This window comes from Loktanella sp. M215, from assembly GCF_021735925.1.
GTDB lineage: Bacteria > Pseudomonadota > Alphaproteobacteria > Rhodobacterales > Rhodobacteraceae > Loktanella.
In genome coordinates this window covers 100839-123444 of record NZ_WMEA01000005.1, presented here as the reverse complement: position 1 = coordinate 123444, position 22606 = coordinate 100839, and the positions used below count along the sequence as shown (strand labels likewise).

Below are 22606 nucleotides of genomic sequence, written 5' to 3'. Positions count from 1 at the left end.
CAACCTCACGATTGCACCAGATACTCAAAGCGGTCAGCCTTCGGCAGATATCGGATAAGCCCAAGCATGAAAAGGAGGTTTAAGGCCGGCAGAAGAAGCGTCTTTGCGTTCTTCGTGCGCTTTTCAACGAGGATGACCAGATCAGCATAAGTCTCGGTGCGCTTCGTTTTGAGTCGTTCCAAGATCACCGTTGCCACGCTCATGACTGTGAGATCGGGGTGGGCATGCTTAGACGGTCTGATCATCTTTGTCCCTCCCGATGTCACAGTTCCAATACATGTAATACAGCATAGCGCGGGTCAGTCTCTTGTTCGACCTCAGAATGCCGGACCGGGCAATCAGAAGGTCGAGCAGATAGTTGAAGACATCGTCGAATGTGTCATAGTCGGTTCGTTTTGCGATGATCTTCAGATTGAACTCTTCAACAGCCTCCTGGTACGAGGCTTTGAAGCTTTCGTTGATTGGGTCGGCCAAGAACCTGCGGATGTCAGCTGTAAGCTCCAAGTACCTCTTACGCAAAAGGGTCTCGAAGTCCGGTGTCATGTTGTTGAGGCGATTTTTCTCAACCAGAGTGGTGCGTGGGGTGGGGGTGCTGCGATCTTCATCCGAGGTCACAATCTGGACAACTTCGCGAAAACCCTCGATCGTGTCGGCGAGGTCATCGGGGCGAACGATGAGCGGCGATTGCAGTGGGTTGATCGACAACGAAGCATGCGCGTCAGGAAAGAGCTCTAGCCAATCATCGAGTTGCTGCGTCCCTGCAAGTGCTATGTTTTCTATCGACAGTCCGGTCATATCTGAAATCAGTTTAACGAGTTTTGGCTCGGCGACGCCAGACAGCTTTCGGTTGGAAACCAATAGATAGTTTTGGGCTTCTCCGCTCTGATAGAGAGCTTTGATCTTCGGGATTTCGTCACAGATAATTCCGGTGAGATTATCGATGTTGCAGACTGCCGGGTCGCTAAATGACGCGTTAATCCCATGTGTGTGTTTGGCCTGAATGATGGTGCAACCTGTCCAAGGACCGGCTGCCGATGGGTAGAGATCAGCGGTACCCTTGAATTTCGCATCTCGGCCGCCGTCGATACCCGCCGCAAAACCCATCAGACCCGCACCAAACAGTCTTTGGCCGATGGCGACCACGATTTTTTCGAACTGGTCGTCGCTCAGATCAAAGTATTGAAACATGTCGATTTGGGCCTCGGGTCTTTTTCTACTTATAGCGAAGCTACTAGAGCCAACAACATCAATCACCGAAATGCTGCGCGCCCTACAAATGTCAGCAAAGCGGGCTACGCCTGCAGCGCTGAGCGACCGCAGTTAGTGGCGGTTTTGGGCCGATTGCGGCCTGATAAACTCGAGCAACATGAGATTGCAAGCCAACTGTTCACTGCAGTTCAAGAGCGCTTTTTTAACATAATTTTACTTATGCGATAAGTCAGTATTACTGACTTTTTTCTGGTTTGCAAACGACATCGCCCTGCCCGCCATATGACTGATCACAAACCTTCAACAATCTCTGAGGTTTTGAACGGGGTTTTTAGCAGCGTCCATTGAGGTAGTTTGCGACCGTCTCAGAAGCGAGCGTATTCGGGAAGACGGTTGTGGCAAGAGGTATGTGTCCGACACCGGGCTTCGCTGCGATAGGTAAGGAACAGAAAAGCGAGCGGGTTTAGCAGCTGGTGAAACCAATATATCTGGTGGAATATACCGACTATGACCGATCAGCCGCCCGCAACCCCAAAGCGCAAGCTGCCTGCTGCCTTCGGCGGTGGTGCCGTCATCGGAACGCTTGGCGGACTGATCGGGCTAGGCGGCGCAGAATTCCGACTGCCGCTCCTGATCGGCTTGTTCCGTTTCGGCGCCCTAGAAGCGGTCATCTTGAACAAGGCAATGAGCCTAGTCGTCGTCGCGACCGCCTTGCCGTTTCGCACGGGAACAATCCCCTTCGCGGATATCGCGGGCAGTTGGCCGATCCTCCTCAACCTTCTGGTCGGCAGTTTACTGGGCGCATGGGTCGGCGCCGGTTGGGCGACGCGTATGAAACCCGAGACGCTTTACAAGGTGCTAGCCATCCTGATGGTTGGCATCGCCGCCGTCCTCTTGTTTGGCCATGAAGTGAGCGCGTCCGGGCCGCCAATGACCGGCGAGGCGCAAATGGCCGTTGGTGTCGCACTAGGATTCGGGATCGGCGTCGTGGCCTCGCTCATGGGCGTGGCCGGTGGGGAGTTGCTTATCCCCACGCTCGTTCTAGTCTTCGGGGTCGACATCAAACTGGCCGGATCGCTGTCCCTTGCGGTGAGCCTGCCCACCATACTTGTTGGGTTTGCCAGATACAGCCAAGATCGGAGTTTCGCAGTACTTGGTCGGAACAGGTCGTTTATAGTGGTCATGGCGGCGGGGTCGGTCGCCGGAACCTTCATCGGTGGCTTGTTGCTGGGCATCGTTCCCGGCAGCATCTTAATCCCGGCGCTCGCGATCATCCTCGTGCTTTCCGCAGTCAAAGTTTGGCGCCACCAGTGACCGGCTGAGACGCAATCCCGGGTGCATCCCTTTTTGAAGCCGACAACAATTTTTCGGTTGAAACTCTACCGCCTCGCGCCCTTCAGTCAAAAACCCAGCCGTTTTTGTCCTCGCCGGAAGCCACCGTTTTTTGAACGCCTGTCACTGGTCTCGCAATCTAAAGCTCAAACAAACGCGGCAAATCTCGCGACCCTTCTATCACACGCACGATCTGCACTTCATCACCTACCTCGATGAAGAATATCAGGTAACGCCCATGCCGCGCGTGACGCAGCCCTTTATGCAGTTCGTCGCGCTTCTGGAAGCTGTCTGGGCGCTCGCCTACTTCGACAATCTTTTCCTCGATCTCAAACACGAACGATGCGGCGCGAGGGCGATTGTCGAGCGCGATGAAATCGCCAATGTCCATGATGTCTGCCCGTGCAGCGGGCAGGATAACGACGTTTGCCACGATCATGACTTGTCGGCGTAACGCGCTCGCAGCTCGGCAAACACCTGGTCAGCCGGAATACCCGGCCCGCTGTCCAGCCCAGCTTTGATCGCGTTCCGTAAGGCCTCAAGATCTCGCAGCTCGGCATTGCGGCTGCGTGTCCAGTCGCGCAGCGCTTCGCGGACAACTTCGCTGGTTGAGGCATACTCGCCGCCAGCTACGGTCTGGCGCAGTGCCTCTGCCATATCTGTTGGCATCGTAATTGTCATTCGTTCAGCTGAAGGCATGGCGCGTCCTTTCATGATGTGTCATACATAAGCATACTTTTGATGCGCGCAATGTCGAGTCCGATCGTGATTATTTGGTTCACCACGAATTCTGTTTAGGCCGCGAGGCCATCTGTGCGCATGAGCCAAAACGGCGTTTTTGGCACGACTCTGAGATCAGCTGAGCGGATAATGCGGCCTCAAAAGGACCTTGACCCGCACCCCTTGTATCGATAATTCTCGATATATGGATAAAAATAACGCACTCGACGCTTTTGCCGCTCTCAGTCAAGCCACCCGGCTCGATGTGTTTCGTCTTCTCATCAAAGCTGGCGAGGCCGGCATGTCGGCTGGCGACATCAGCGACACCCTCGGGGTCCGTCAAAACACGATGTCGACCAACCTCGCGATCCTCGCGCGTTCAGGCTTGATCCGGAGTGAGCGCGAGGGGCGCAGCATCCGCTACTTTGCGGACATGGACGGGATGCGCGGTCTGCTGGCTTTTTTGATGGAGGATTGCTGCGGCGGTCGCCCGGAGCTGTGCCAGCCGGTCATCAACGAACTTGCCTGCGCCTGTTAGGAGACAGACATGACCAAGGAAATCTACAACGTCCTGTTCCTTTGCACCGGAAACTCTGCTCGGTCGATCATCGCAGAAGCCATCATGAACCGGGATGGGATGGGCAAATTCAAGGCTTATTCAGCCGGATCGAAGCCGGGAGCTGCACCGCACCCCTACACGCTCGATCTGCTTCGGGGCCTGCACCACGACACCGGCTTTGCACGATCCAAGAGTTGGGATGAATTTGCCAGCTCCGATGCGCCGCAGATGGATTTCGTGTTTACCGTCTGCGACAACGCGGCGGCCGAAGAATGTCCATTCTGGCCGGGTCAGCCGATGACCGCCCATTGGGGTGTGCCTGATCCTGTAAAGGTCGAAGGTCCCGAAGCCGTCAAGCGGCTCGCCTTCGCGGAAACCTACCGGATGCTCCGCAGCCGCATTTCCATCTTCGTCAGCCTACCGCTTGGCTCGCTTGATCGGATGGCTCTGCAACGCAACCTCGACGACATTGGCAAGTCTGCCGCCAAAGCCGACTGACCCCCACTCTTCTGAAAGCCTGACATGACCGATACATCGCTTCCCGCTGCGGCGGGACTGGGACCTTTTGAACGCTGGCTGTCCGTCTGGGTGGCGCTGGCGATTGGCGCGGGGCTGTTGCTCGGCAATCTGTTTCCGGGTGCGTTTGCAGCACTCGCCTCTCTGGAAATCGCGTCAGTCAACTTGCCGGTAGCGGTGCTGATCTGGGCGATGGTCTATCCCATGATGGTGGGTGTGGACTTCGGCGCGCTGCGCCAGGTCGGCGACAAGCCCAAGGGTCTGGTCGTCACGCTGGTCGTCAACTGGCTGGTCAAGCCCTTCACGATGGCAGCACTCGGTGTGCTGTTCTTCAACCACGTCTTTGCGGGGCTGATCCCGCCGGATGACGCACAGGCCTATCTGGCGGGCGTGATCCTGCTGGGGGCGGCACCCTGCACCGCGATGGTGTTCGTCTGGTCGAACCTGACGCGCGGCGACGCTACCTATACCCTCGTGCAGGTCAGCGTGAACGATGTCGTCATGGTCTTCGCCTTTGCGCCCATCGTGGCCTTCCTGCTGGGGGCGACGAACATCGTCGTGCCGTGGGACACCCTGCTGTTGTCGGTCGGCCTCTATGTCATGTTGCCGCTGTTGGCCGGATACCTGACGCGACAGCGCATGATCGCCAAGGGTGGCGGAGCCGCTGTCGATACCTTCAAGTCTCGCGTTCAGCCGTTCTCGATCATCGGCTTGCTGGTGACTGTCGTGCTGCTCTTCGCCTTTCAGGGGGAGGTGATCCTTGAGCGCCCGCTGGTGATCGCCCTGATTGCCGTGCCGTTGTTGATCCAGTCCTACGGCATCTTTTTTCTGGCCTACGGGGCCGCGCGGGCTTGGGGCATCCCGTTCAACGTCGCGGCCCCCTGCGCCCTCATCGGCACGTCCAACTTTTTCGAGCTGGCCGTAGCGGTCGCGATCAGCCTGTTTGGTTTGGGGTCGGGCGCAGCGCTGGCAACGGTCGTCGGCGTGCTGGTGGAAGTACCGGTCATGCTTTCACTTGTCGCATTCGCAAACAGAACCCAGCACTGGTTTCCCTCTGAAGGAGGTTCAGCATGACTGTCGTCATCCATCACAATCCCGACTGCGGCACATCCCGCAACGTCCTCGCCATCATCGAAGCGGCCGGCGAGGTGCCGGTGGTCATCCCCTACCTCGACACCGGCTGGACCCGGCCGCAGCTTCTGGCCCTGTTTGCCGCCGCCGGCCTGACGCCGCGCACCGCCCTCAGGACCACCAAATCCCCGGCCGCGGATCTGGGGTTGCTCGATCCATCCGTGGACGACGACGTGCTGCTGGACGCGATGCTGACGCATCCCATCCTGGTCAACCGCCCCATCGTCTGCTCACCAAAAGGCGTCCGCCTCTGCCGCCCGAGCGAGACCGTGCTGGACCTCCTCGACCGCCTGCCGCCCGGCCCGATGATGAAGGAAGACGGCACGCTGCTGATCGATGCGGAAGGAAACCGCGTTGGCTGATACTCTGAACATTGAAGAAGGGCATTTCGAGACGATCGACATGGATCGCCTGCTTGCGCCTGCGCGGGCAACGCACGCCCCACGTATTTTGCTGCTCTACGGTTCGCTCCGGGACCGGTCATTCAGCCGGTTGATGACCGAGGAAGCGGCCCGCATCCTGACGCGGTTGGGGGCCGAGACGCGCACCTATTGCCCATCTGGCCTGCCGCTGCCGGACGATACAGAGGCTACACACCCCAAGGTGCAGGAACTGCGCGATCTGGTCACTTGGTCCGAAGGGATGGTCTGGTGTTCACCAGAACGGCATGGGGCCATGACCGGCATCATGAAAACCCAGATCGACTGGATTCCGCTGTCCCTCGGCGGTGTGCGACCGACGCAGGGTAAAACGCTTGCCGTCATGCAGGTCAGCGGCGGTTCGCAAAGCTTCAATGCCGTGAACCAGCTCCGCATCCTGGGGCGCTGGATGCGCCTGCTGACGATTCCGAACCAGTCCTCCACGCCGAAGGCCTTTCTGGAATTCGACGATACCGACCGGATGAAGCCGTCGCCATTCTACGACCGGGTCGTTGATGTCATGGAAGAGCTGATGAAGTTCACAATCCTGACCAGAGACAATAAGGACTACCTGTTGGATCGCTACAGCGAGCGGAAGGAAAGCGCAGCCGATTTGTCGGCGCGCGTCAATCAGAAGGCGATCTGATCGACTTTTCCAAACCAATGGCTCCAAGGCGAGCTTCAGACGCAGTGCAGAGATTGTCCATTTGGGCTCACGCGACCTTCGCCGCGGCTCGCCCGAATGTCCGCTTTGCGATCCCGCAAGGCTTATCATCCCTTCGATATTTGAGGTCTCCGGGCTGCTAAACCTTGCTGCCGCCGGCGCTCCTGGTGACATTCCTGCTTTGCGCAGCGGATGACATTTCTGGATGGTTGCAACATCAGCAATACTGACTCATAACGCTGATATCAGCTCCCTATTCTTACCAGTGCTGGGTAGCCCTGTCTCTGTACAGCGATGGACTTGGCCACCCCAAGACTTGGGTCGCACCATCAAGCGGTAAGAACGTCAGCAACATCGACGATCACGAGTGGAAGCCGTTTCCGGCAAAACGACGGTCGCTTGACACGATGGTGATTTGACTTCCCCCTACTGGAAGGGCGCATCTGATGCGGATGAAGCACCTGATTGCCTTTATTTTCGTGATTGCCAGCGTTGTTGGAAGCTTTGTGGCTCCCGGCGCCAGCTATGCCGCTACGTCCGACGTGACCTCGGTCGAGCCGGTCAGTAGCGTTGTTCTCGTTGATGATTGCGATCAAAATGCGGCGATGAAGCGCACCGATAACATGCCCTGTCAAAAGACATGCATCGTGCCATGCACTGCAGGTTCTGCTGGTTTCTCTCTGTCATCATCAAACCTTCTGACCTTCATCAGACCGGCTCAAAATCGGTTTGAAAGAACTGCAGAGAACACTTCGAGTGGGATTATTTCAGCCGTCGATCTTTCGCCACCGCGACGGATTTTGTTGCGACGAAAATCGTCTGAACGATCTGATCCGGTGGACTGCGCCGACCGCTAGGCCGGTTAATGCGAACCTCAGAAACTCTGGCCAATCTTCTGACGTCGACATCCGTCGCTGGCGCACTGCCGCTCGAAATCTGCGCTTTGGATGCGAGGGTCAGGCCATTGAACAACTTTAAACCCACGTGAACGTCCTATTGAGGCGCTTTGTGGTTGTCATGTGAACGACCGACAGGCACGTCCCGGCGCCGGACAAACCTAATGCGAAGAGAAAAAGGAATACGTTATGATGAATGGTGGAATGATGATCGGGATGGCTTTGGTTTGGCTACTGATCGTGGCGGTATTGATCCTCGCCGTGGTTGCGCTGATCAAATTCATCCGCTCGGACAGAAACAAGACGCTGTAGGCGATGTTTGACAGAAGCGGCAACAGTCTTTTGACCATGGGATTGGCTTGGGCATTCCTTGTGCTGTTGGTCCTGATCAGCATCACCGGATCGGTCTTATTATGCATATGGCTTCAAAGGAAATGGAGCAAAAAATGATCAAGTGCCCTGACATGCCTGCCGGGCGGCATCGGACTACATTCAGCAGGCTCATGATGGCTGTCACCAAATTAAGCGGCGATAGCACATCAGAGGGCCGGCCATGACCAAAACGCCCGCTCAAGAGCCCGTTTCGCGCCGCGGGATCTCTGTCCTGATAGTGGTGCCCATTTTGGCACTGGCCCTGCTTGCCACGTTCGCGTGGGGATTGCTCAATGGGCCAAGTACTTTGCCATCCGCTTTGATCGGCAAACAGGTTCCGACGTTTGCCCTGCCTCCGGTTCTTGGTCGCGACGATGGACTATCGACACAGGACCTTGCCGGCCATGTGTCGATCGTCAATGTGTTTGCGTCATGGTGTGTACCTTGCCGCGCCGAACATCCGGTCTTTATGGCGTTCAGCACAACGGGCGAAGTGCCGCTGTATGGTATTAATTACAAAGACCCGCCGGAACAGGCCCGCGCCTGGCTGGATGAGTTGGGTGATCCCTATGCCCGCATCGGTGCCGACCGCGATGGGCGCGCCGGAATCGAATGGGGCGTATACGGCGTGCCTGAAACTTACATCGTCGCCGCCGATGGCACGATTGCCTACCGTCATGTCGGTCCCATCTCGCAGGCCATTTTGAATGACACGCTGCTGCCTATTGTGCGGCGGCTCCAAACATCCGCCCCCAAAGAGGTATCCCAATGAGTTCTTTTAAGCTGGCAGCCGCCCTTTTCCTGGCCTCAGCTGGTGCCGCTGTCGCGGCCCCGCAGGGGTTTGCCGTTCACGACGAACCGCAGGAGGTCGCCAATGTGCGTTTCGTCACCGAAGACGGCACCCGGATGGAGATGGCGGACTTTCAAGGCAAAGTGATCTTGCTGAACGTCTGGGCCACGTGGTGCGTCCCCTGTCGTGAAGAAATGCCCACGTTGGACGCGCTGCAAGCGAGCCTTGGCAGCGACCGTTTCGAGGTCGTGCCGTTGTCGATCGACCGGGCGGGTGTGCCCCCCGTGCGCCGGTTCTATGACGAGATCGGGGTGACGCATCTGGGCATGTATGTCGACAAGACGATGCTATCGGCGACAGCGCTGCGCACCGTAGGATTGCCGACCACGATCCTGATCGACGCCAAGGGGCAAGAACTCGGCCGTCTGGTCGGCCCCGCGGAATGGGACGACCAGGAGATGGTCAACTTCCTGAAAGGCTACATCGAACCGCCGCAATAAATGCAAACCCAAGCCTTGACCTTCCCGTTGCTGGAAGGACTACCTACGCAACATCGAGAGGAGAACTGAAATGACGGATATATCCCAAAGTCTGCCTGCAAAGCCCGAGACCCCTGCAGGTCCTGCACCGCTGCAATGGATGACGCGCAAGCGGCTGATCTTTGCGGGTGCTGCAGCCATCGTTGGCAGCGGTATGGCCATGAACTGGGGATGGCTGACTGCGATCGGTGTAGCGCCACTGATTATTTCTTTTGCACCCTGTGCCGCGATGTGTGGACTGGGTTTGTGCATGAAGGGCGGCCCCGGCAAGAGTTGTTCAAAATCGACTGACATGCCGTCACCTGATTGATGCTTTCGGTCTTCTATACACCCGATAAGGCTCCGACTGCGCGACCTGTGCTCATGATAAAACCACGCCGTAAATCTGAGCGCTGAAGCCTACGATTGCCTCGCCCATTTCTGGGTCGGCAGGGCGCAAAACCAAAGGACGAAACATTGAATACTCTGACGCGGCGCGCCGCCTTGGCTGCCCTTACTGCAGCGGCTTCCACACCGGCCTTGGCCAACCATCCGGGCGAGAACCTCGATGCCCGCATGATGGAGATGGAGCAATATTTCCAGATCATCGACGCTGCGGCCCCGCCATTTGCCTTGCAGGACGCTGACGGTAAGCCAGTCAGCCTGTCGGACTTTGACGACAAGATCGTTGTTCTGAACTTTATCTACGCCAGTTGCCCCGACGTCTGCCCGCTGCATTCCGAAAAAATCGCGGCAATACAGGCGTCCATCAACGATGGCCCGATGAAGGATCGCGTTCAGTTCATTACGATTACGACCGATCCGGTCAACGACACGCCGGATATCCTGCGCGATTACGCCGATCTGCACGGCCTTGATACCAGCAACTGGGTCATACTGACCAAGACCCCGGACCAGCCCGACGATGCCACACGGCGGTTGGCCAAGGACTATGGGCTGGAATTCACGATGACGGCGGAAATGGGTACCATGGTCCATGGTGCTGTGACCCATGTCATCGACACCGGGGGACGCCTTGCGGGCAAGTTTCACGGCATGGAGTTCAGCAAGGTGAACCTGATCCTGTATGTCAGCGAGTTGATCAGCAATGGTCAGCACCGGCAGCGTGAATCCGGTTGGTGGGATCGAGTTTCCGGTATCTTTCAATGAGTGCGAGAGCGCTCGCGGCGGCGCCTGTCGTCGGCTCCCAAATATCGTTGGGCGCGTTGCGCCGCTATTTCGCAGTGATCATCCCGGCGCATCTGATTTGGGAATTCGCGCATATGCCGCTCTATACCATCTGGAACGATGGCACGTGGGGCGAGATCGTCTTTGCCGCCGTTCACTGCACCGGCGGCGACATCCTGATCGGGATGAGTGCGCTGATGCTGGCCATGATGCTGACCGGCAGCGGCTGGCCCTTTGCTGCGGCAACCCGGCATCGCGTGACGATCCTCGCGGTGGCTTTTGGGCTTGGCTATACCCTGTTCAGCGAGTGGCTCAATATCGTGATCCGGGCCGCTTGGGCCTACTCGGATCTGATGCCGATCATTCCGGTGCTTGATGCAGGCTTGTCGCCCGTGCTGCAATGGATTGTCATACCATTGGCGGGGTTCTGGTGGGCCGCGCGTCACGTGGCAACAGAGGAAGCTTAGGCATGGATATCTCTGGCATCGGTATTTTTGCAGCGTTTGTGGCGGGGGCGATTTCGTTCCTGTCGCCCTGCGTGCTGCCTCTGGTGCCCGGTTATGTGTCCTATATCGCCGGTCAACCTGGCCTGCGGACGACACCCTCTGTCGGACTACGCGCCCGCGCTGGAGCCCTGGGGCTGAGCGCCTGCTTCGTTCTGGGGTTCTCGACGGTCTTCATCGCACTTGGCGCTGGCGCAAGCGCGTTGGGGTCGCTGTTGCTGACATGGCGGGCAGAGCTGAACTATCTGGGCGGCGGGATCATCATCCTGTTCGGGCTGGTCATGCTGGGCCTGTTCCGCATCCCGGCACTGTCGCGCGACACCCGGCTCGCGCTGGATATTCCCGGCGGTCGTCCGCTGGGAGCCTATGTGCTGGGTCTTGCATTTGCCTTTGGATGGACCCCCTGCATCGGTCCGATCCTTGGCGCGATCCTGACACTCAGCTCGACGGCAGGGGGCATGTCCGACGGGATCTGGCTGCTGGCAATCTATTCCGCAGGACTTGGCGTACCGTTTCTATTGGCCGCCTTATTCACCGACGCCATCGCGGCACGGATCCGTGGCATCGGCAAAGCCGGACGCTGGCTGTACAAAGGGGCGGGTATCGCGATGGTTTTGATGGGTCTGGCCATTTTGACCGGACAGCTATCGCGCATGGCCTACTGGATGCTGGGCACCTTTCCGTTCCTCTCGACGATCGGGTGACCGACATGGCCGCCAGCCCTCCTGCGCATATTCGCTAAAATGAGCCCGTGTTGTGCGCCATAGCCGGACCACGAACAGGCACCGTATCGCATCGAACCACAGGGCGAAAAAAGTCACCACGCGGAAATGCCGAAGGGCGTCGCTCTCGGGCCTCCCAAATCTAATGAACTTGTGAATGCAATAATAGGCAAACAAATGGACACAGCCCGTTCAAGCCCCTATCTGAGATTTATGCGCATCTGGATCCGCCTTGCCACGCTCTGTCTGTCTCTTGTCCTCTTGGGCGGGGTCATGCTGCATGACGTGGCCAGTGCCAACATGTCTTTCGATATGGCCAACCGCGACATGACCGCAGCAGTGGCCGCGGATGACAATTGCCCGGCTTGCACGTCAGACAAGACGACAAAGGTGGCATGCGATCTGGACTGCACCGCACCTGTCCTGCTGGCTGTGTCCACCCCGACCAGCGCCGTGAAAGCAGTGCGGAGGTCGGGTCTGATTTCAGTGGCCGCTCTCAGTCTGGAGGGGCTCGACCTTGGCGTCGATCCGACCCCTCCGCGAAGCACCCTCCTGATCTGACCTGCCGTTCCTTTATAGGATGACGGCCAGGTCTCGCCTTGTTTGCCGTTAGACGGCAGGCAAGCGTCTGACTGACCAATTTCCTTTCAGGATTTACTGCTATGTTAAAATCTCTCACGCGCCGATGCGTGCTTTCGTCAGGCTTTGCGGCCCTAAGCCTGGGATTGGCGGTGCCGCAGGCCTCGTTCGCCGCAACCGATCCGATGACATTCCAAGCCTTGACCTTTGATGACGGGGCCATCGTAGCCGCGTCGGACGACGGGCTTTGGCGCATCGTCGATACACGCGCGACCCCCCTTGCTGATCCCGGTGCGATCGTGTCGCTGACCAGCCATCCCGATCGTCCCGGCACCCTTTACGCAGCCCTTCGCGATGGCGGCCTGCGCGGCAGTACGGACGGTGGCGAAAGCTGGACCAAGGCCGATACGGGTCTGCCTGCTTCGCAGGTCCTGTCGGTCACGATGGCGGCCGAGGCACCTGATATGCTTTATGCAATGCTGGCAGGCGATGGTCTGTGGCGCAGCGAGGATGCCGGCGAAACCTGGACGTTCGTCATGGATCGTCCCTACCTCGATGGGGCCGAACATGATGTGCTCAGCCTTGTCTCGGTCGCGAGCCAGACCGGCATGGGCGGCATTTGGCTTTATGCTGGCACCGCCGCCGGCCTGACCCGCGTACCCGACTGCTTTTGCCGTTGGCAGGACGTGACGGCGGGCGATGCAATGGATACGCTGGCGGCCGGAAAAACACCGGCTCCGACGGCTCCTTTGCCAGCCGGTGTTGCCGTTCGCAATCTTGGCCTCGCCAACGCCGCCCCAGATCAGCTTTACGCTGGTCTGGAGACTGGCCTTTGGGCCTCGACCGACGCGGGCGTCGACTGGGCGCTTATGTCTCCGGAGCCAGTCGCAGCACTTGCTGTCGATCCCACTGATCCTCTTCACGTCGTGGCCGCGCGCGCCGATGGCCTGAGCGATACACGCGATGGCGGCGCAAGCTGGTCACCCCTCACTTTTACGAAGGAAAATTGATATGAACCGCAGATTTGTTATGGGCTCTGCCCTCTCTGTCGCCGCAGTTGCTGTTGCCGGGCTGGGCGTGACCACCCTGACCGCGCAGGAAAGTAGCCCAGTTGTTGCAACCGCATCTCCGTCTGATGCCGTGCCGGCGAACCGTCAAATGACGATCTGGCGCGATCCAGGTTGCGGGTGTTGTGACGCCTACGCCGATTACATGGAGGAAAACGGCTATGTCGTGACCCGCGTCGACGACAGGGATTTCGACAAGCGATCTATTGAGGTGGGCGTGCCGGAGAACGGCCTGGGCTGCCACCTGGCACAGGTTGACGGCTACTACGTCTCGGGTCTCGTGCCTGCCGAAATCGTCGACCGGCTGACAACAGAACGCCCGGAGATCATCGGCATCACGTTACCGGGTATGCCCCAAAACGCCCCGGGCATGGCTGGCAAGAACGGCCCGCTGAAAACCTTTGCCTTCGGTAAGGATGGGGTCTCTGTTTATGCCGATGAATGAATGTCCGATGGCTGACATGATGAACGGGCCGATGGCAGGCGTCATGATGGCAGGGGGCGGCGTTGTGCTGCTCCTTGTCATCGCTCTATTGGGTCTCAGCTTCCTCGCGCTTGTCAAATATCTCAGGAGGCCCGTATGAGCCGGATTTATCTTTTAAGCGCGGTCGGAACCGCCGTCGCGTTCGTCGCGGTCGCGGCATGGGCACAGACTTCTGGCGGTGACACGCCTGCCGCGCTTGCGGCCCCCGAAGCAGCAGCAAGCGTGGCAACGCTTGCGCAAGGCAAGGATATCTACGCCGCAAACTGCGCCGCATGCCACGGCGCCAATCTGGAAGGTCAGCCTGACTGGCGTCGGCGGTCGGAAAACGGCCGGATGCCCGCCCCGCCGCATGACGAAACTGGCCACACTTGGCACCACGCCGACAGCGACCTTTTTACCATCACCAAACTGGGCCTCAGCGCCGTTGTGCCGGGCTACGAGAGTGACATGCCTGCCTTCGAAAATATCCTGAGTGATACTGAGATCACCGCCGTGCTTGATTACATTAAAAGCACATGGCCAGACCGCCAGCGTGGCTTTCAAGCTGAAGTCACGGCCAATGATGAGTAAGGGTCGTAGCCTGAAGGTTGCTGGCCAGGTCTAGGTTGGAAACCGTTGATGATCGCGCCGACCGGTCAGATCACCGGTCGCAAGGGGGGTCTGGCCACGACGCATGTTCTGGCCAAGTGCCGCTGCACGGCGCGGTCATTCTGACGTTTACAGGGCATGGTGAATCCGTTCCCGGGAAAACGCGGCGATTTCCGAACGTCAGTCTTTAGAGCAAACTAAACCGCCAGATCGGCAAGGATCGGGCAATCAGGGCGGTGATCGCCGGCGCAGGACTCGACAAGATGCCCAAGTGTGGCACGCATCGCGGTCAGTTCGACGATCTTGCGGTCGATACGCCCAAGGTGTTCCTGCGCAATATGTTTGACCTCGGCGCTGGCGCGGTCGGTGTCGGCATAAAGCTTCAGCAGGCTGCGGCAATCTTCGATGGTAAAGCCCAGAGCCCGCGCCCTGCCCAGAAACGCCAGCTTATGGACGTCACTTTGCCGAAAGGTGCGATAGCCGTTGGCACTCCGCTGAGGCTACACAAGGCCAATATCCTCGTAATAGCGGATAGTTTTCGCAGGCAACCCCGAATGTGTGGCGACGTCTCCGATATTCATGATCAGGTCCTTATTGGGCTGGGGCAGGTGAAAGGTGTGACACTGGCTGTGCCGGGGTCGCCTCTCGCATGGCGGGTCTTACGCGGCGCAACCGCAACGCGTTGGTCAACACGAAGCTCGAGCTGAGTGCCATCGCGCCGGCGGCCAGCACCGGCGACAGCAAAAGCCCGAAGGCAGGATAGAGGATGCCGGCGGCCACCGGAATCAGCGCGACGTTATAACCGAAGGCCCAGAACAGGTTCTGGCGGATGTTGCGCATCGTTTTGGTAGAGACCGCAAAGGCATTCACTACGCCGCGCAGATCACCCGACATCAGCACCACATCGGCGGATTCAATGGCGACGTCGGTGCCGGTGCCAATGGCGATGCCGACATCCGCATGGGCCAAGGCGGGGGCGTCGTTGATACCGTCTCCGACAAAGGCGATATGCTGGCCCGCACCGCGCAATGCGTCCAGCGCCGCCACCTTGCCGTCGGGCAGAACACCTGCGATTACGTGGTCGATGCCGGTCTCGCGGGCGATAGCCTGCGCCGTTTCACGCTTGTCGCCGGTAATCATCGCAACCTTGAGGCCGAGATCGTGCAGCGCCCGAATGGCGACGGCACTGGCCGGTTTCACCGGATCCGCGACAGCGATCACCGCCGCGACACGCCCGTCGATGGCGGCAAACAACGCGGTACGGCCTTGTTCGGCCAATTGGCTTTCGGCCGCGACAAGCGCGTTGGTATCAATCCCTTCACGTATCATCAGACGGTCTGCGCCGATCAACACGTCGCGGCCCGCAACCTGCGCACGGACGCCGTAGCCAGTGATCGAGGTGAAGTCCTCAACAGGGCGCCGGGTCACATTTTCCGCCTGCCCCGCCCGCACGATGGCCTCGGCGATCGGGTGTTCCGACTGCGCCTCGACCGCTGCCACCAGCGTCAGGACCTCTGCGCGGTCAAACCCCTCGGCCAGTACCAGATCGGTCAGCGCCGGGCGGCCCTCGGTCACGGTGCCGGTCTTGTCGAGCGCCACGACCTTCACGCCGGTCAGCTGTTGCAGCGCGTCGCCCTTGCGGAACAGCACGCCCATGTCCGCCGCCCGCCCGGTGCCGACCATGATCGAGGTCGGCGTTGCCAGCCCCATTGCGCAGGGGCAGGCGATGATCAGCACCGACACACCCGCGACGAGCGCATAGGACAGCGACGGACCAAGCAGCAGCCAGATGATGACGGTCAGCGCGGCAATCGCCATGACGGCGGGGACGAACCACAGCGTGATCCGGTCGACCAGACCCTGGATCGGCAGCTTGGCCCCCTGAGCCTCCTCTACCATGCGGATGATCTGGGCCAGTGTTGTGTCGGCCCCGACGCGGGTGGCACGGAACTGGAACGCCCCTGCCCCGTTGACCGTGCCGCCGGTGACCGCATCGCCGGTGGTCTTGGCGACCGGCACAGGTTCGCCAGTGATCATGCTTTCATCGACCCGCGCGTGCCCCTCACTGACCTCGCCATCAACGGCAACCCGCTCGCCGGGGCGGACGAAAAGGATGTCACCGACATGGATTTTCTCAATCGACACGTCCTGCGGTTCACCGTCAACCAGTACCCGCGCGGTGCGGGCCTGCAATCCCAGCAACTTCTGGATCGCAGCCCCGGTGCGGCCTTTGGCGCGGGCCTCCAGCCAACGGCCCAGCAGGATCAAGACGACGATCACGGCGGCGGCCTCGAAATAGACCGCGCGGGAGGCTTCGGGCAGTAAGGTTGGCGCAAACAAGGCAACCAGCGAATAGAGATACGCCGCAGCGGTGCCGACGGCGACAAGGCTGTTCATGTCCGGCGCACCCTTGAACAGCGCCGGAAAGCCTTTGGTGTAAAAGCTGCGACCGGGCCAGACCAGCACGAGGGTCGTCAGCAGGAACTGGATCACCCAGCTGGTCTGATGCCCCAGCGTGCGCTCGATCAGATCGGCCATGCCGGGGACGATATGCGCGCCCATCTCAAGGATGAACACCGGCAGGGCCAGTGCGGCGGCAATGGCGGTCTTGCGGGCCAAGGCGCGGGCTTCGTCCGCCTTGCGGGCACCGCGATCCTCGGGTGCTGTATCCGCAGCGGGTTCCGCCGGATAGCCTGCCGCCGCGGCCGCCTGCAGCAGATCCGCGATGGTTACGGCACCTTCGAAATAGGCCACGGTCGCGGTTTCCGACGCCAGGTTCACGTTCACTGATTGCACACCCGGCACCGCCGAAAGCGCCTTGTCGACACGCCCGACACAGGACGCGCAGGTCATCGCGGTCACGTTCAAGCGCACGCTTTGGGTGCGCGCCGGATAGCCAGCCCAATCCAGCGCCGCCACGGCCTCGGCCACCCGGTCAGGCGTATCGACCTCGGCCTGCACCGTCTCGCTGGCCAAATTCACCCGCACGTCACTGACGCCCGGCAGCGCGGTCAACGACCTCTCGACCCGGCTAACGCAAGACGCACAGGACATGTTTTGAACAGAGAGCTGAATGGATTTCAACGTTGACATCGGACAATCCTGCTTTGGTTCCTTACACAGATGGGGGTTCCACTTGCTGGAAGGTCAAGGGGATCGACTTTATTATTGTGACGTCCTTGACCTTCCAGTGGCAGAACCCCCCACCTGTCAATCAGATCAAAGGAGAACGACATGACCACATACTTTCAGACGAGCCGTAAATTTCTTCTCGCGGCAACCGCATCGGTTGCGACCCTGCTGGGTGGCGTTGCCATCGCCGCATCCCACGACGGGCAGGGCCAGTCCGGGTCGATGAACGGTGGCGGCATGGCGATGCACGACGGCGGCAAAGGCATGGTGGGGGGCATGTCCGACATGATGGGCATGATGCAGCGCATGCACGGCAACATGATGGGCGGCGGTATGATGGATGGTGGCCAGATGGGCGGCGACATGATGAAGATGTTCGACACCAATGAAGACGGCACCGTCACCGCCGACGAGATGCGGACCGAGCTGCAAGCCAAGCTGACGGAATACGACGCCGACGGTAACGGTGCGCTTTCGATTGCCGAGTTCGAGACGCTGCACAGCGCCATGATACGTGAAATGATGGTGGACCGGTTTCAAGAGCTCGACGCCGACGGCGACGGCTCTGTCACAGGTGAAGAAATGACCGCTCCCGCCGACAAGATGGCGCGCATGGAAAAGATGCACTCCGGGATGGGCGGCATGATGGGTCAATCCGACGGTGGCATGGACATGAAAATGGACATGAACGACGACGAAACCAAGACCGGCAACTGATCGATCTGGCGCCGTCACAGTGTGACGGCGCCACTGCCTTGAACATCCATACAATACGGATGTCGCAGGATCACACAGGCGGCGACCTCGTCGTCCGGTCGCCAGGCAGGTGTCCTGCAGCTACTTTGCTTAAAGTGGCATCCACTCTCAACACTCCCGAAAGCGAAAACAATGCTGACTGCTGCAATCCCGTTTCCGGATATCGGCCCGGATATCTTTGCGATCGAGCTGGGGTCGTTGCACCTTGCGCTGCGCTGGTATGCGATGGCCTATATCGCCGGTTTCATCATCGCCGCGTGGATCTGCATGCGGACGATCCGAAAACCAGCCGTTTGGGGTATAGCGGGGCCACCGGTCTCGCGTAGCCAGATCGAAGACCTTGTCACCTGGATCGTAGCCGGTGTCATCATCGGCGGGCGTGTCGGCTATACGATGTTTTACCAGCCCGAATACTACCTGCAGAACCCACTGGAGATCCTGATGGTCTGGCAGGGTGGCATGTCATTTCACGGCGGCTTTATCGGCGTGGTCATTGCCGCAACGGCATTCTGCCTGCGCCAGAAAGCGCCCTTGCTGAGCACCGCGGACCTGCTGGCACTGGCCGCGCCGCCGGGGCTGTTGCTGGGGCGTCTGGCCAATTTTACAAATAACGAACTATGGGGCCGCCCGACTGACATGCCTTGGGGCGTCACCTTTCCGGGTGACGCGGCGCAGGCCTGCGAGGGCATCGCTGGGCTCTGTGCACGCCATCCGTCTCAGCTCTACGAGGCGCTGCTGGAAGGCGTCATGCTGGGCACGTTGCTCCTGGTTCTCGGATGGCGGCGCGGCTGGCTCAAATCGCCGGGTGCGATCACCGGAGTTTTCCTTGCGGGCTATGGTTTGTCGCGGGCTTTTGTCGAGCTGTTCCGACAGCCGGATCTTCAATTTGTCAGCCTTGGTAACCCGGTGGGCTATGTCTTGCAGATCGGGGACTGGGGTCTGACAATGGGTCAGATCCTGTCCTTGCCGATGGTGATCGTCGGAATGGCGCTGATCTGGTGGTCTTTTCAGCAGGTCCGTCATGACCCACAGGCTGCCTCAAGCACCACAGCGTGACGCCGTCGGATATGGAACGCACGCGATGGCGAGCAAGACCGAATCAATCAGATGTTCAGCAATACGGTATGCCGCGCGGCAGTTGTGCCCAGTTTGGCCAATCTACGGTGAAACCGGGGTGATCATGCGAAGTACATGGCTGTCGCTCCTGCCGCATTTGGAAATTACTCTCGCCTATCTAATCCGGCATGGCAGCGGTGCATCGCTCACCGCTGCCCCAGTCGCCTGCGATCTGGTGTTGCCCTACATCAACAGAGCTCAGATAAATGTTCAACCTCGTTGGACAGAAGAAAGCAGTTGCCGTAGCGGTCAAGAAACTCTCCGGGCGGCGGTGGTGGTCACAACTTGAAGAATGGCTTCAATCGGGGATTGCGATATCATGCCGGAGCAGAACAACCATGGTCAGGGAAGATAGTCGCATGGGAAAGTTCGAGGATATCTGGCGCGAACAGTGCGAGGCTACGCACGGCATCCGGAAACGCTTCGGTGACGAGGCGGCCTTGGATTATCTTGTCGGCGAAAAGCTCCTCCATTATGTCTCCGCCGCCCGCGACAACCCAGCCTTCGCCACATTGTTGCCAGCCTTTGTCGGAGAAGTCCGCCAGATGTTCCCGCGTGGGAATATGGCTTCCTACATTACCCGGCTCGAACAGCGTCTAACGAAGACTGCCACTTCGTTGCCATCGAGGATACGTATCTTGGGTCGGGCGCCATCAATGACCTGACCAGCCTGAAGCAGATTGTTCACCTGCTGCGTGCGGAGACGCTTGGCACGGCGTGACCGGCAGAGGCCAATCGACGCTGTCACCTTGCGATCTTGCTGACCACCGCAACCACCATCAATGTTGCAATAGTATATTTTCGTATGTAAGCTGGGTAAAGATTATCAAGGGTCCTTACCATGCGTTTCGACTTCAAAAACCTCGCTCTGGCGGCCTTTTTAGCTCTCGCCTTGACCGCGCCAACAGTTCCGACGCAAGCCCGCGCCCAAACCTATCAGATCGATTGCGCCATCCTGCTGTGTTTATCCGGTGGATGGCCAGCTTCCGTGCCATGCGGACGCACTCGGGCCGAGTTCATCCGGCGCATCACACCTTGGCCGGTGGAGCCGCCGCTTCAGATTTGGCGCTGCCCGATGGATGCGTCTTTCGATGGGCCTGCAAGGTCGCGCCCCACGGACCGGATATTCGATGCCCTGTATGGTACTGCTGGAACCCCACCAAACTCATCAGCCCCGCTCGTTGATCAGGCTACCAGGGCAGGCGGTATGCCCGGGTTCAAAGGCTCCGACGCTGGCTGGGGCAACCTCGTGCGGGCTGACTACGCCCTCCATCTCGTTGAAAACCGCGCCGACATCGATATCAGCGGGCCGGAGTTCAATTTCGTGCGCTCCATTCGCGTTTTTGACGTTCGTTATGCCCGCCAGCACGAGTCCGGGCGAGATGGCGACTGCAACCGCAGCGCCGTCGTTGTCCTCGGCACCTACGGGATCCAGGGCGATTTTTCGTGGAGGGAGTCTTCACCCGCAGCGCTTCCTGCTGCGCATGCCGGTCTCGAGCGATGGGGCGAGCACTGCCCGAGTATTTTTCACAGATCGGTCTTCGTAGACTGGCGTGATTATAGCGAGAATTACGGCTTCGAGCAGGTCAATTACTGACTGTTGAGCCGCAGCGAGGTCGCGCAGATTCTTGTGCAAATTCAAACCTGGAATGCAGGCACAAGCACACATTCGAGGGCCATAAAAGCCATATTTTCCCATGTCAGTCGTCGCGACAGGGCAGCTGCGTGAGAGACGCGAAGTCGATTTCAGCTTTATCGGCATCGCAGAGATCCGGGTAAATCCTTGAAACGCGCTGCGCGCCATGCAGGTCCCACCGGATTGCCAACGCACCTGTGTTCCATCGATAAACCCAGCCGACAACGTTGTTCTCATCGGCTGCAATCAAATTGGCGATAGCGACGCCTTCGACTTTATCTTCATTCACTATCTTTTAAACTTCCTGCAAATGGGCGTTGCGGATAGCAGCTTGGGCTTCAAAAGTGTTTGCTGCTGCGCCATGCCGGTTTTCGTTAATATCGGTTTTCTATTGTTCCCCGCGGTTCCGATATTCACACTGGAAGAAGTCAGCTCCCGTGTTCTCGATTGATGTAATGGCTCAAATCCGGTGGTCTGGCTTCGTGGTGGCTTCCACGATCGCCAGAACCTCGAAGGGGTCAAAGCCGATGGCGCGCGCCAGAACGACCAGTTCGACGACGTCGACCCGGCGCTGGCCGCTTTCAATGCGCGCCACAAGGGATTGATGGCACTTGAGCTTGACCGCCAAGTCCTCCTGACCGAGGCCCGCCTTGATGCGGGCGTCGACCAATGCTTCGCAGAGTGCCATCTGTCCCGCGCTTCTGATTGTCTTTGCCACGCGTCACATACCTTTTGTGACGTCGCTAGCGGATGAAATCTGTTATCTAAAAAGTAGATATTTGAGTATGTTTTCGGCGTCTGGTTTCCATGGGCTGCAAGCCTGATGCTTCCTAGGTTGCCCATCAATTCCCTACCATTTGCAGAAACCGGGCATAGTCGTCGCTGACTTCGCGCGCTTCCTCGAAGGCGCGGGCGCGTTCGCTGTCGAGGCAACGGAAGTAGCTCTGGATATCCTGGATGTAGTCTTCGAAATCGCCACGGATGATGTCGGCATAGTCCCGCACTGCCTGCGAATCGCTTGGCACGAAAGGACGGGATGGCGCGAAGCAGGATTCCGCCAAAACCGGCCCGGGAACGCAGATCAGAAGGACCATAGCTTGCAATGGGAGCAGGCCTGTCAACCTTGGGTTTCTCAAACCTGTTATCTCCTTGATCGCGGACACTGGCCGTGACTAGTGTTTGCGCAACCAAACTACAGCTAAAGCACGATATTACATCTTGCAGTTGATAGTATACTATCGTAACTCTGGGCTTCAAGTGGGAATGCCTAGGGTCGCGCCATTGGAGAAAGCGTGAGCCGGGCCATGAACTGGGACATCGAAGCACCAAATGTGGTTACGGAAGCCAGGTTCCGCGAGCTCGTGGAAAGCGGCTATAGCGCAGAAATCCTGTGCCAGGAGTCGGCACATAAGAAAGGCCCCAGCTATTACGGGGTCTGGATCATGCGCGTTGTCTCTGATGACGGGGTGGAAAAGCTCCTCGTCACCGCCCGCACGCGGACGACCTACAACGATATCAAGATCCGCGAGTTCAAGACGATCTCCGGCGTGGTGTCTTTCTTCATTGGCCTTGGGTTTGCGCAAGTCGACCTGCCGCTTGAGGCTGGTACAAGCCGTACGCACAAACTCGCGCCGTCAGACAAAACCCCATCAGACAAGGGCGCTGACACCTAACCTCATCTGCCTCTGGCTGGTCGCAGCACCTGCCTC

The 22606-nt window shown here is 59.0% G+C and carries 32 protein-coding genes and 1 pseudogene; 24 read left to right on the top strand and 9 right to left on the bottom strand.

The window, feature by feature from the left end; all coding sequences use genetic code 11:
- Positions 1-5: 5 nt before the first annotated feature.
- Together GLR48_RS23010 and GLR48_RS23005 are read right to left on the bottom strand one after the other, a co-directional pair.
- Positions 6-245 carry an ABC-three component system middle component 8 gene (locus tag GLR48_RS23010; RefSeq protein WP_237066166.1) on the bottom strand — a complete coding sequence of 80 codons (240 nt, stop codon included), beginning with the start codon at positions 243-245 and terminating at the stop codon, positions 6-8.
- Positions 229-1188, bottom strand: coding sequence for an ABC-three component system protein (locus GLR48_RS23005; RefSeq protein WP_237066164.1), 960 nt, complete (start codon positions 1186-1188; stop codon positions 229-231). The genes GLR48_RS23010 and GLR48_RS23005 overlap by 17 nt, the downstream gene beginning before the upstream one ends.
- A gap of 528 nt (positions 1189-1716) precedes the next feature.
- Here GLR48_RS23005 and GLR48_RS23000 point away from each other — a divergent pair.
- The gene (locus GLR48_RS23000) at positions 1717-2523 is read left to right on the top strand and encodes a sulfite exporter TauE/SafE family protein (RefSeq protein WP_237066162.1); all 807 of its coding nucleotides are present in this window, start codon (positions 1717-1719) and stop codon (positions 2521-2523) included.
- 157 nt (positions 2524-2680) lie between these two features.
- On the opposite strand, the gene GLR48_RS22995 is transcribed toward GLR48_RS23000, so the two are convergent.
- Complete coding sequence (locus GLR48_RS22995; protein ID WP_237066160.1) at positions 2681-2974, bottom strand: type II toxin-antitoxin system RelE/ParE family toxin; 294 nt, start codon at positions 2972-2974, stop codon at positions 2681-2683.
- Positions 2975-2976: 2 nt separating this feature from the next.
- On the bottom strand, positions 2977-3255 hold the full coding sequence (locus tag GLR48_RS22990) for a type II toxin-antitoxin system ParD family antitoxin (RefSeq protein WP_237066159.1): 279 nt from the start codon (positions 3253-3255) through the stop codon (positions 2977-2979).
- A gap of 211 nt (positions 3256-3466) precedes the next feature.
- Here GLR48_RS22990 and GLR48_RS22985 point away from each other — a divergent pair, with 211 nt between their 5' ends.
- From GLR48_RS22985 to GLR48_RS22910, 18 genes are all read left to right on the top strand, one after another.
- Positions 3467-3799: an ArsR/SmtB family transcription factor gene (locus GLR48_RS22985; protein ID WP_237064985.1), complete on the top strand. Its 333-nt coding sequence runs from the start codon at positions 3467-3469 to the stop codon at positions 3797-3799.
- A gap of 9 nt (positions 3800-3808) precedes the next feature.
- The gene (locus GLR48_RS22980; RefSeq protein ID WP_237066157.1) at positions 3809-4318 is read left to right on the top strand and encodes an arsenate reductase ArsC; all 510 of its coding nucleotides are present in this window, start codon (positions 3809-3811) and stop codon (positions 4316-4318) included.
- A gap of 24 nt (positions 4319-4342) precedes the next feature.
- The gene (gene arsB / locus GLR48_RS22975) at positions 4343-5410 is read left to right on the top strand and encodes an ACR3 family arsenite efflux transporter (protein ID WP_237066149.1); all 1068 of its coding nucleotides are present in this window, start codon (positions 4343-4345) and stop codon (positions 5408-5410) included.
- Entirely contained in the window at positions 5407-5829 is a 423-nt protein-coding gene (arsC, locus tag GLR48_RS22970) for an arsenate reductase (glutaredoxin) (protein WP_237066147.1), read from the top strand. Before arsB ends, arsC begins: the two co-directional genes overlap by 4 nt.
- Complete coding sequence (gene arsH / locus GLR48_RS22965; protein WP_272911695.1) at positions 5804-6532, top strand: arsenical resistance protein ArsH; 729 nt, start codon at positions 5804-5806, stop codon at positions 6530-6532. The genes arsC and arsH overlap by 26 nt, the downstream gene beginning before the upstream one ends.
- A 464-nt stretch (positions 6533-6996) precedes the next feature.
- A complete protein-coding gene (locus GLR48_RS22960) occupies positions 6997-7407 on the top strand; it encodes a hypothetical protein (protein WP_237066145.1) in 411 nt (136 codons plus the stop codon).
- A gap of 228 nt (positions 7408-7635) precedes the next feature.
- Positions 7636-7758, top strand: a complete 123-nt coding sequence (locus GLR48_RS25845; protein ID WP_272911694.1) for a hypothetical protein — start codon at positions 7636-7638, stop codon at positions 7756-7758.
- Between the two features lie 241 nt (positions 7759-7999).
- Positions 8000-8590 (top strand): DsbE family thiol:disulfide interchange protein, encoded by a 591-nt coding sequence (locus GLR48_RS22955; RefSeq protein WP_237066143.1) that lies wholly within the window; start codon positions 8000-8002, stop codon positions 8588-8590.
- Complete coding sequence (locus GLR48_RS22950; RefSeq protein WP_237066141.1) at positions 8587-9108, top strand: TlpA family protein disulfide reductase; 522 nt, start codon at positions 8587-8589, stop codon at positions 9106-9108. Before GLR48_RS22955 ends, GLR48_RS22950 begins: the two co-directional genes overlap by 4 nt.
- Positions 9109-9178: 70 nt before the next feature.
- Positions 9179-9457, top strand: coding sequence for a hypothetical protein (locus GLR48_RS22945; protein ID WP_237066138.1), 279 nt, complete (start codon positions 9179-9181; stop codon positions 9455-9457).
- A 146-nt stretch (positions 9458-9603) separates the two neighbouring features.
- Positions 9604-10296 (top strand): SCO family protein, encoded by a 693-nt coding sequence (locus GLR48_RS22940; RefSeq protein WP_237066136.1) that lies wholly within the window; start codon positions 9604-9606, stop codon positions 10294-10296.
- Positions 10293-10781, top strand: a complete 489-nt coding sequence (locus GLR48_RS22935) for a hypothetical protein (RefSeq protein ID WP_237066134.1) — start codon at positions 10293-10295, stop codon at positions 10779-10781. Before GLR48_RS22940 ends, GLR48_RS22935 begins: the two co-directional genes overlap by 4 nt.
- A 2-nt stretch (positions 10782-10783) precedes the next feature.
- Positions 10784-11521 carry a cytochrome c biogenesis CcdA family protein gene (locus GLR48_RS22930; RefSeq protein WP_237066132.1) on the top strand — a complete coding sequence of 246 codons (738 nt, stop codon included), beginning with the start codon at positions 10784-10786 and terminating at the stop codon, positions 11519-11521.
- Between the two features lie 231 nt (positions 11522-11752).
- Positions 11753-12100, top strand: a complete 348-nt coding sequence (locus GLR48_RS22925; protein WP_237066130.1) for a hypothetical protein — start codon at positions 11753-11755, stop codon at positions 12098-12100.
- Positions 12101-12303: 203 nt separating this feature from the next.
- Positions 12304-13128, top strand: coding sequence for a sialidase family protein (locus tag GLR48_RS22920; protein ID WP_237066128.1), 825 nt, complete (start codon positions 12304-12306; stop codon positions 13126-13128).
- Between the two features lies 1 nt (position 13129).
- A complete protein-coding gene (locus GLR48_RS22915; protein ID WP_237066126.1) occupies positions 13130-13630 on the top strand; it encodes a DUF411 domain-containing protein in 501 nt (166 codons plus the stop codon).
- Between the two features lie 7 nt (positions 13631-13637).
- Entirely contained in the window at positions 13638-13769 is a 132-nt protein-coding gene (locus GLR48_RS25840; RefSeq protein WP_272911693.1) for a hypothetical protein, read from the top strand.
- The gene (locus tag GLR48_RS22910) at positions 13766-14239 is read left to right on the top strand and encodes a c-type cytochrome (RefSeq protein ID WP_237066124.1); all 474 of its coding nucleotides are present in this window, start codon (positions 13766-13768) and stop codon (positions 14237-14239) included. The genes GLR48_RS25840 and GLR48_RS22910 overlap by 4 nt, the downstream gene beginning before the upstream one ends.
- 215 nt (positions 14240-14454) lie before the next feature.
- Here GLR48_RS22910 and cueR read toward each other — a convergent pair.
- Positions 14455-14838, bottom strand: a pseudogene (gene cueR / locus GLR48_RS22905) (Cu(I)-responsive transcriptional regulator).
- Between the two features lie 10 nt (positions 14839-14848).
- On the bottom strand, positions 14849-17350 hold the full coding sequence (locus GLR48_RS22900; RefSeq protein ID WP_237066122.1) for a heavy metal translocating P-type ATPase: 2502 nt from the start codon (positions 17348-17350) through the stop codon (positions 14849-14851).
- A gap of 141 nt (positions 17351-17491) precedes the next feature.
- Between GLR48_RS22900 and GLR48_RS22895 the strand changes: the two genes are divergently transcribed.
- The 4 genes from GLR48_RS22895 (at position 17492) to GLR48_RS22880 (ending at position 20858) form a co-directional block, all read left to right on the top strand.
- Positions 17492-18106: an EF-hand domain-containing protein gene (locus GLR48_RS22895; RefSeq protein WP_237066120.1), complete on the top strand. Its 615-nt coding sequence runs from the start codon at positions 17492-17494 to the stop codon at positions 18104-18106.
- A 171-nt stretch (positions 18107-18277) separates the two neighbouring features.
- A complete protein-coding gene (lgt, locus tag GLR48_RS22890) occupies positions 18278-19201 on the top strand; it encodes a prolipoprotein diacylglyceryl transferase (RefSeq protein ID WP_237066118.1) in 924 nt (307 codons plus the stop codon).
- Positions 19202-19620: 419 nt separating this feature from the next.
- Positions 19621-19926, top strand: a complete 306-nt coding sequence (locus GLR48_RS22885; protein WP_237066117.1) for a hypothetical protein — start codon at positions 19621-19623, stop codon at positions 19924-19926.
- Between the two features lie 176 nt (positions 19927-20102).
- The gene (locus GLR48_RS22880; protein ID WP_237066115.1) at positions 20103-20858 is read left to right on the top strand and encodes a hypothetical protein; all 756 of its coding nucleotides are present in this window, start codon (positions 20103-20105) and stop codon (positions 20856-20858) included.
- Between the two features lie 103 nt (positions 20859-20961).
- Here GLR48_RS22880 and GLR48_RS22875 read toward each other — a convergent pair whose 3' ends face one another.
- The 3 genes from GLR48_RS22875 to GLR48_RS22865 all read right to left on the bottom strand — a co-directional run bounded on the left by GLR48_RS22875 (position 20962) and on the right by GLR48_RS22865 (position 21991).
- Positions 20962-21186, bottom strand: a complete 225-nt coding sequence (locus GLR48_RS22875; protein ID WP_237066113.1) for a hypothetical protein — start codon at positions 21184-21186, stop codon at positions 20962-20964.
- Between the two features lie 171 nt (positions 21187-21357).
- Positions 21358-21615: a helix-turn-helix domain-containing protein gene (locus GLR48_RS22870; protein WP_237066111.1), complete on the bottom strand. Its 258-nt coding sequence runs from the start codon at positions 21613-21615 to the stop codon at positions 21358-21360.
- 124 nt (positions 21616-21739) lie between these two features.
- Complete coding sequence (locus GLR48_RS22865) at positions 21740-21991, bottom strand: hypothetical protein (protein ID WP_237066109.1); 252 nt, start codon at positions 21989-21991, stop codon at positions 21740-21742.
- Between the two features lie 210 nt (positions 21992-22201).
- On the opposite strand from GLR48_RS22865, the gene GLR48_RS22860 reads away from it, so the two are divergent.
- Complete coding sequence (locus GLR48_RS22860; protein ID WP_237066107.1) at positions 22202-22570, top strand: hypothetical protein; 369 nt, start codon at positions 22202-22204, stop codon at positions 22568-22570.
- Positions 22571-22606 lie beyond the last annotated feature (36 nt).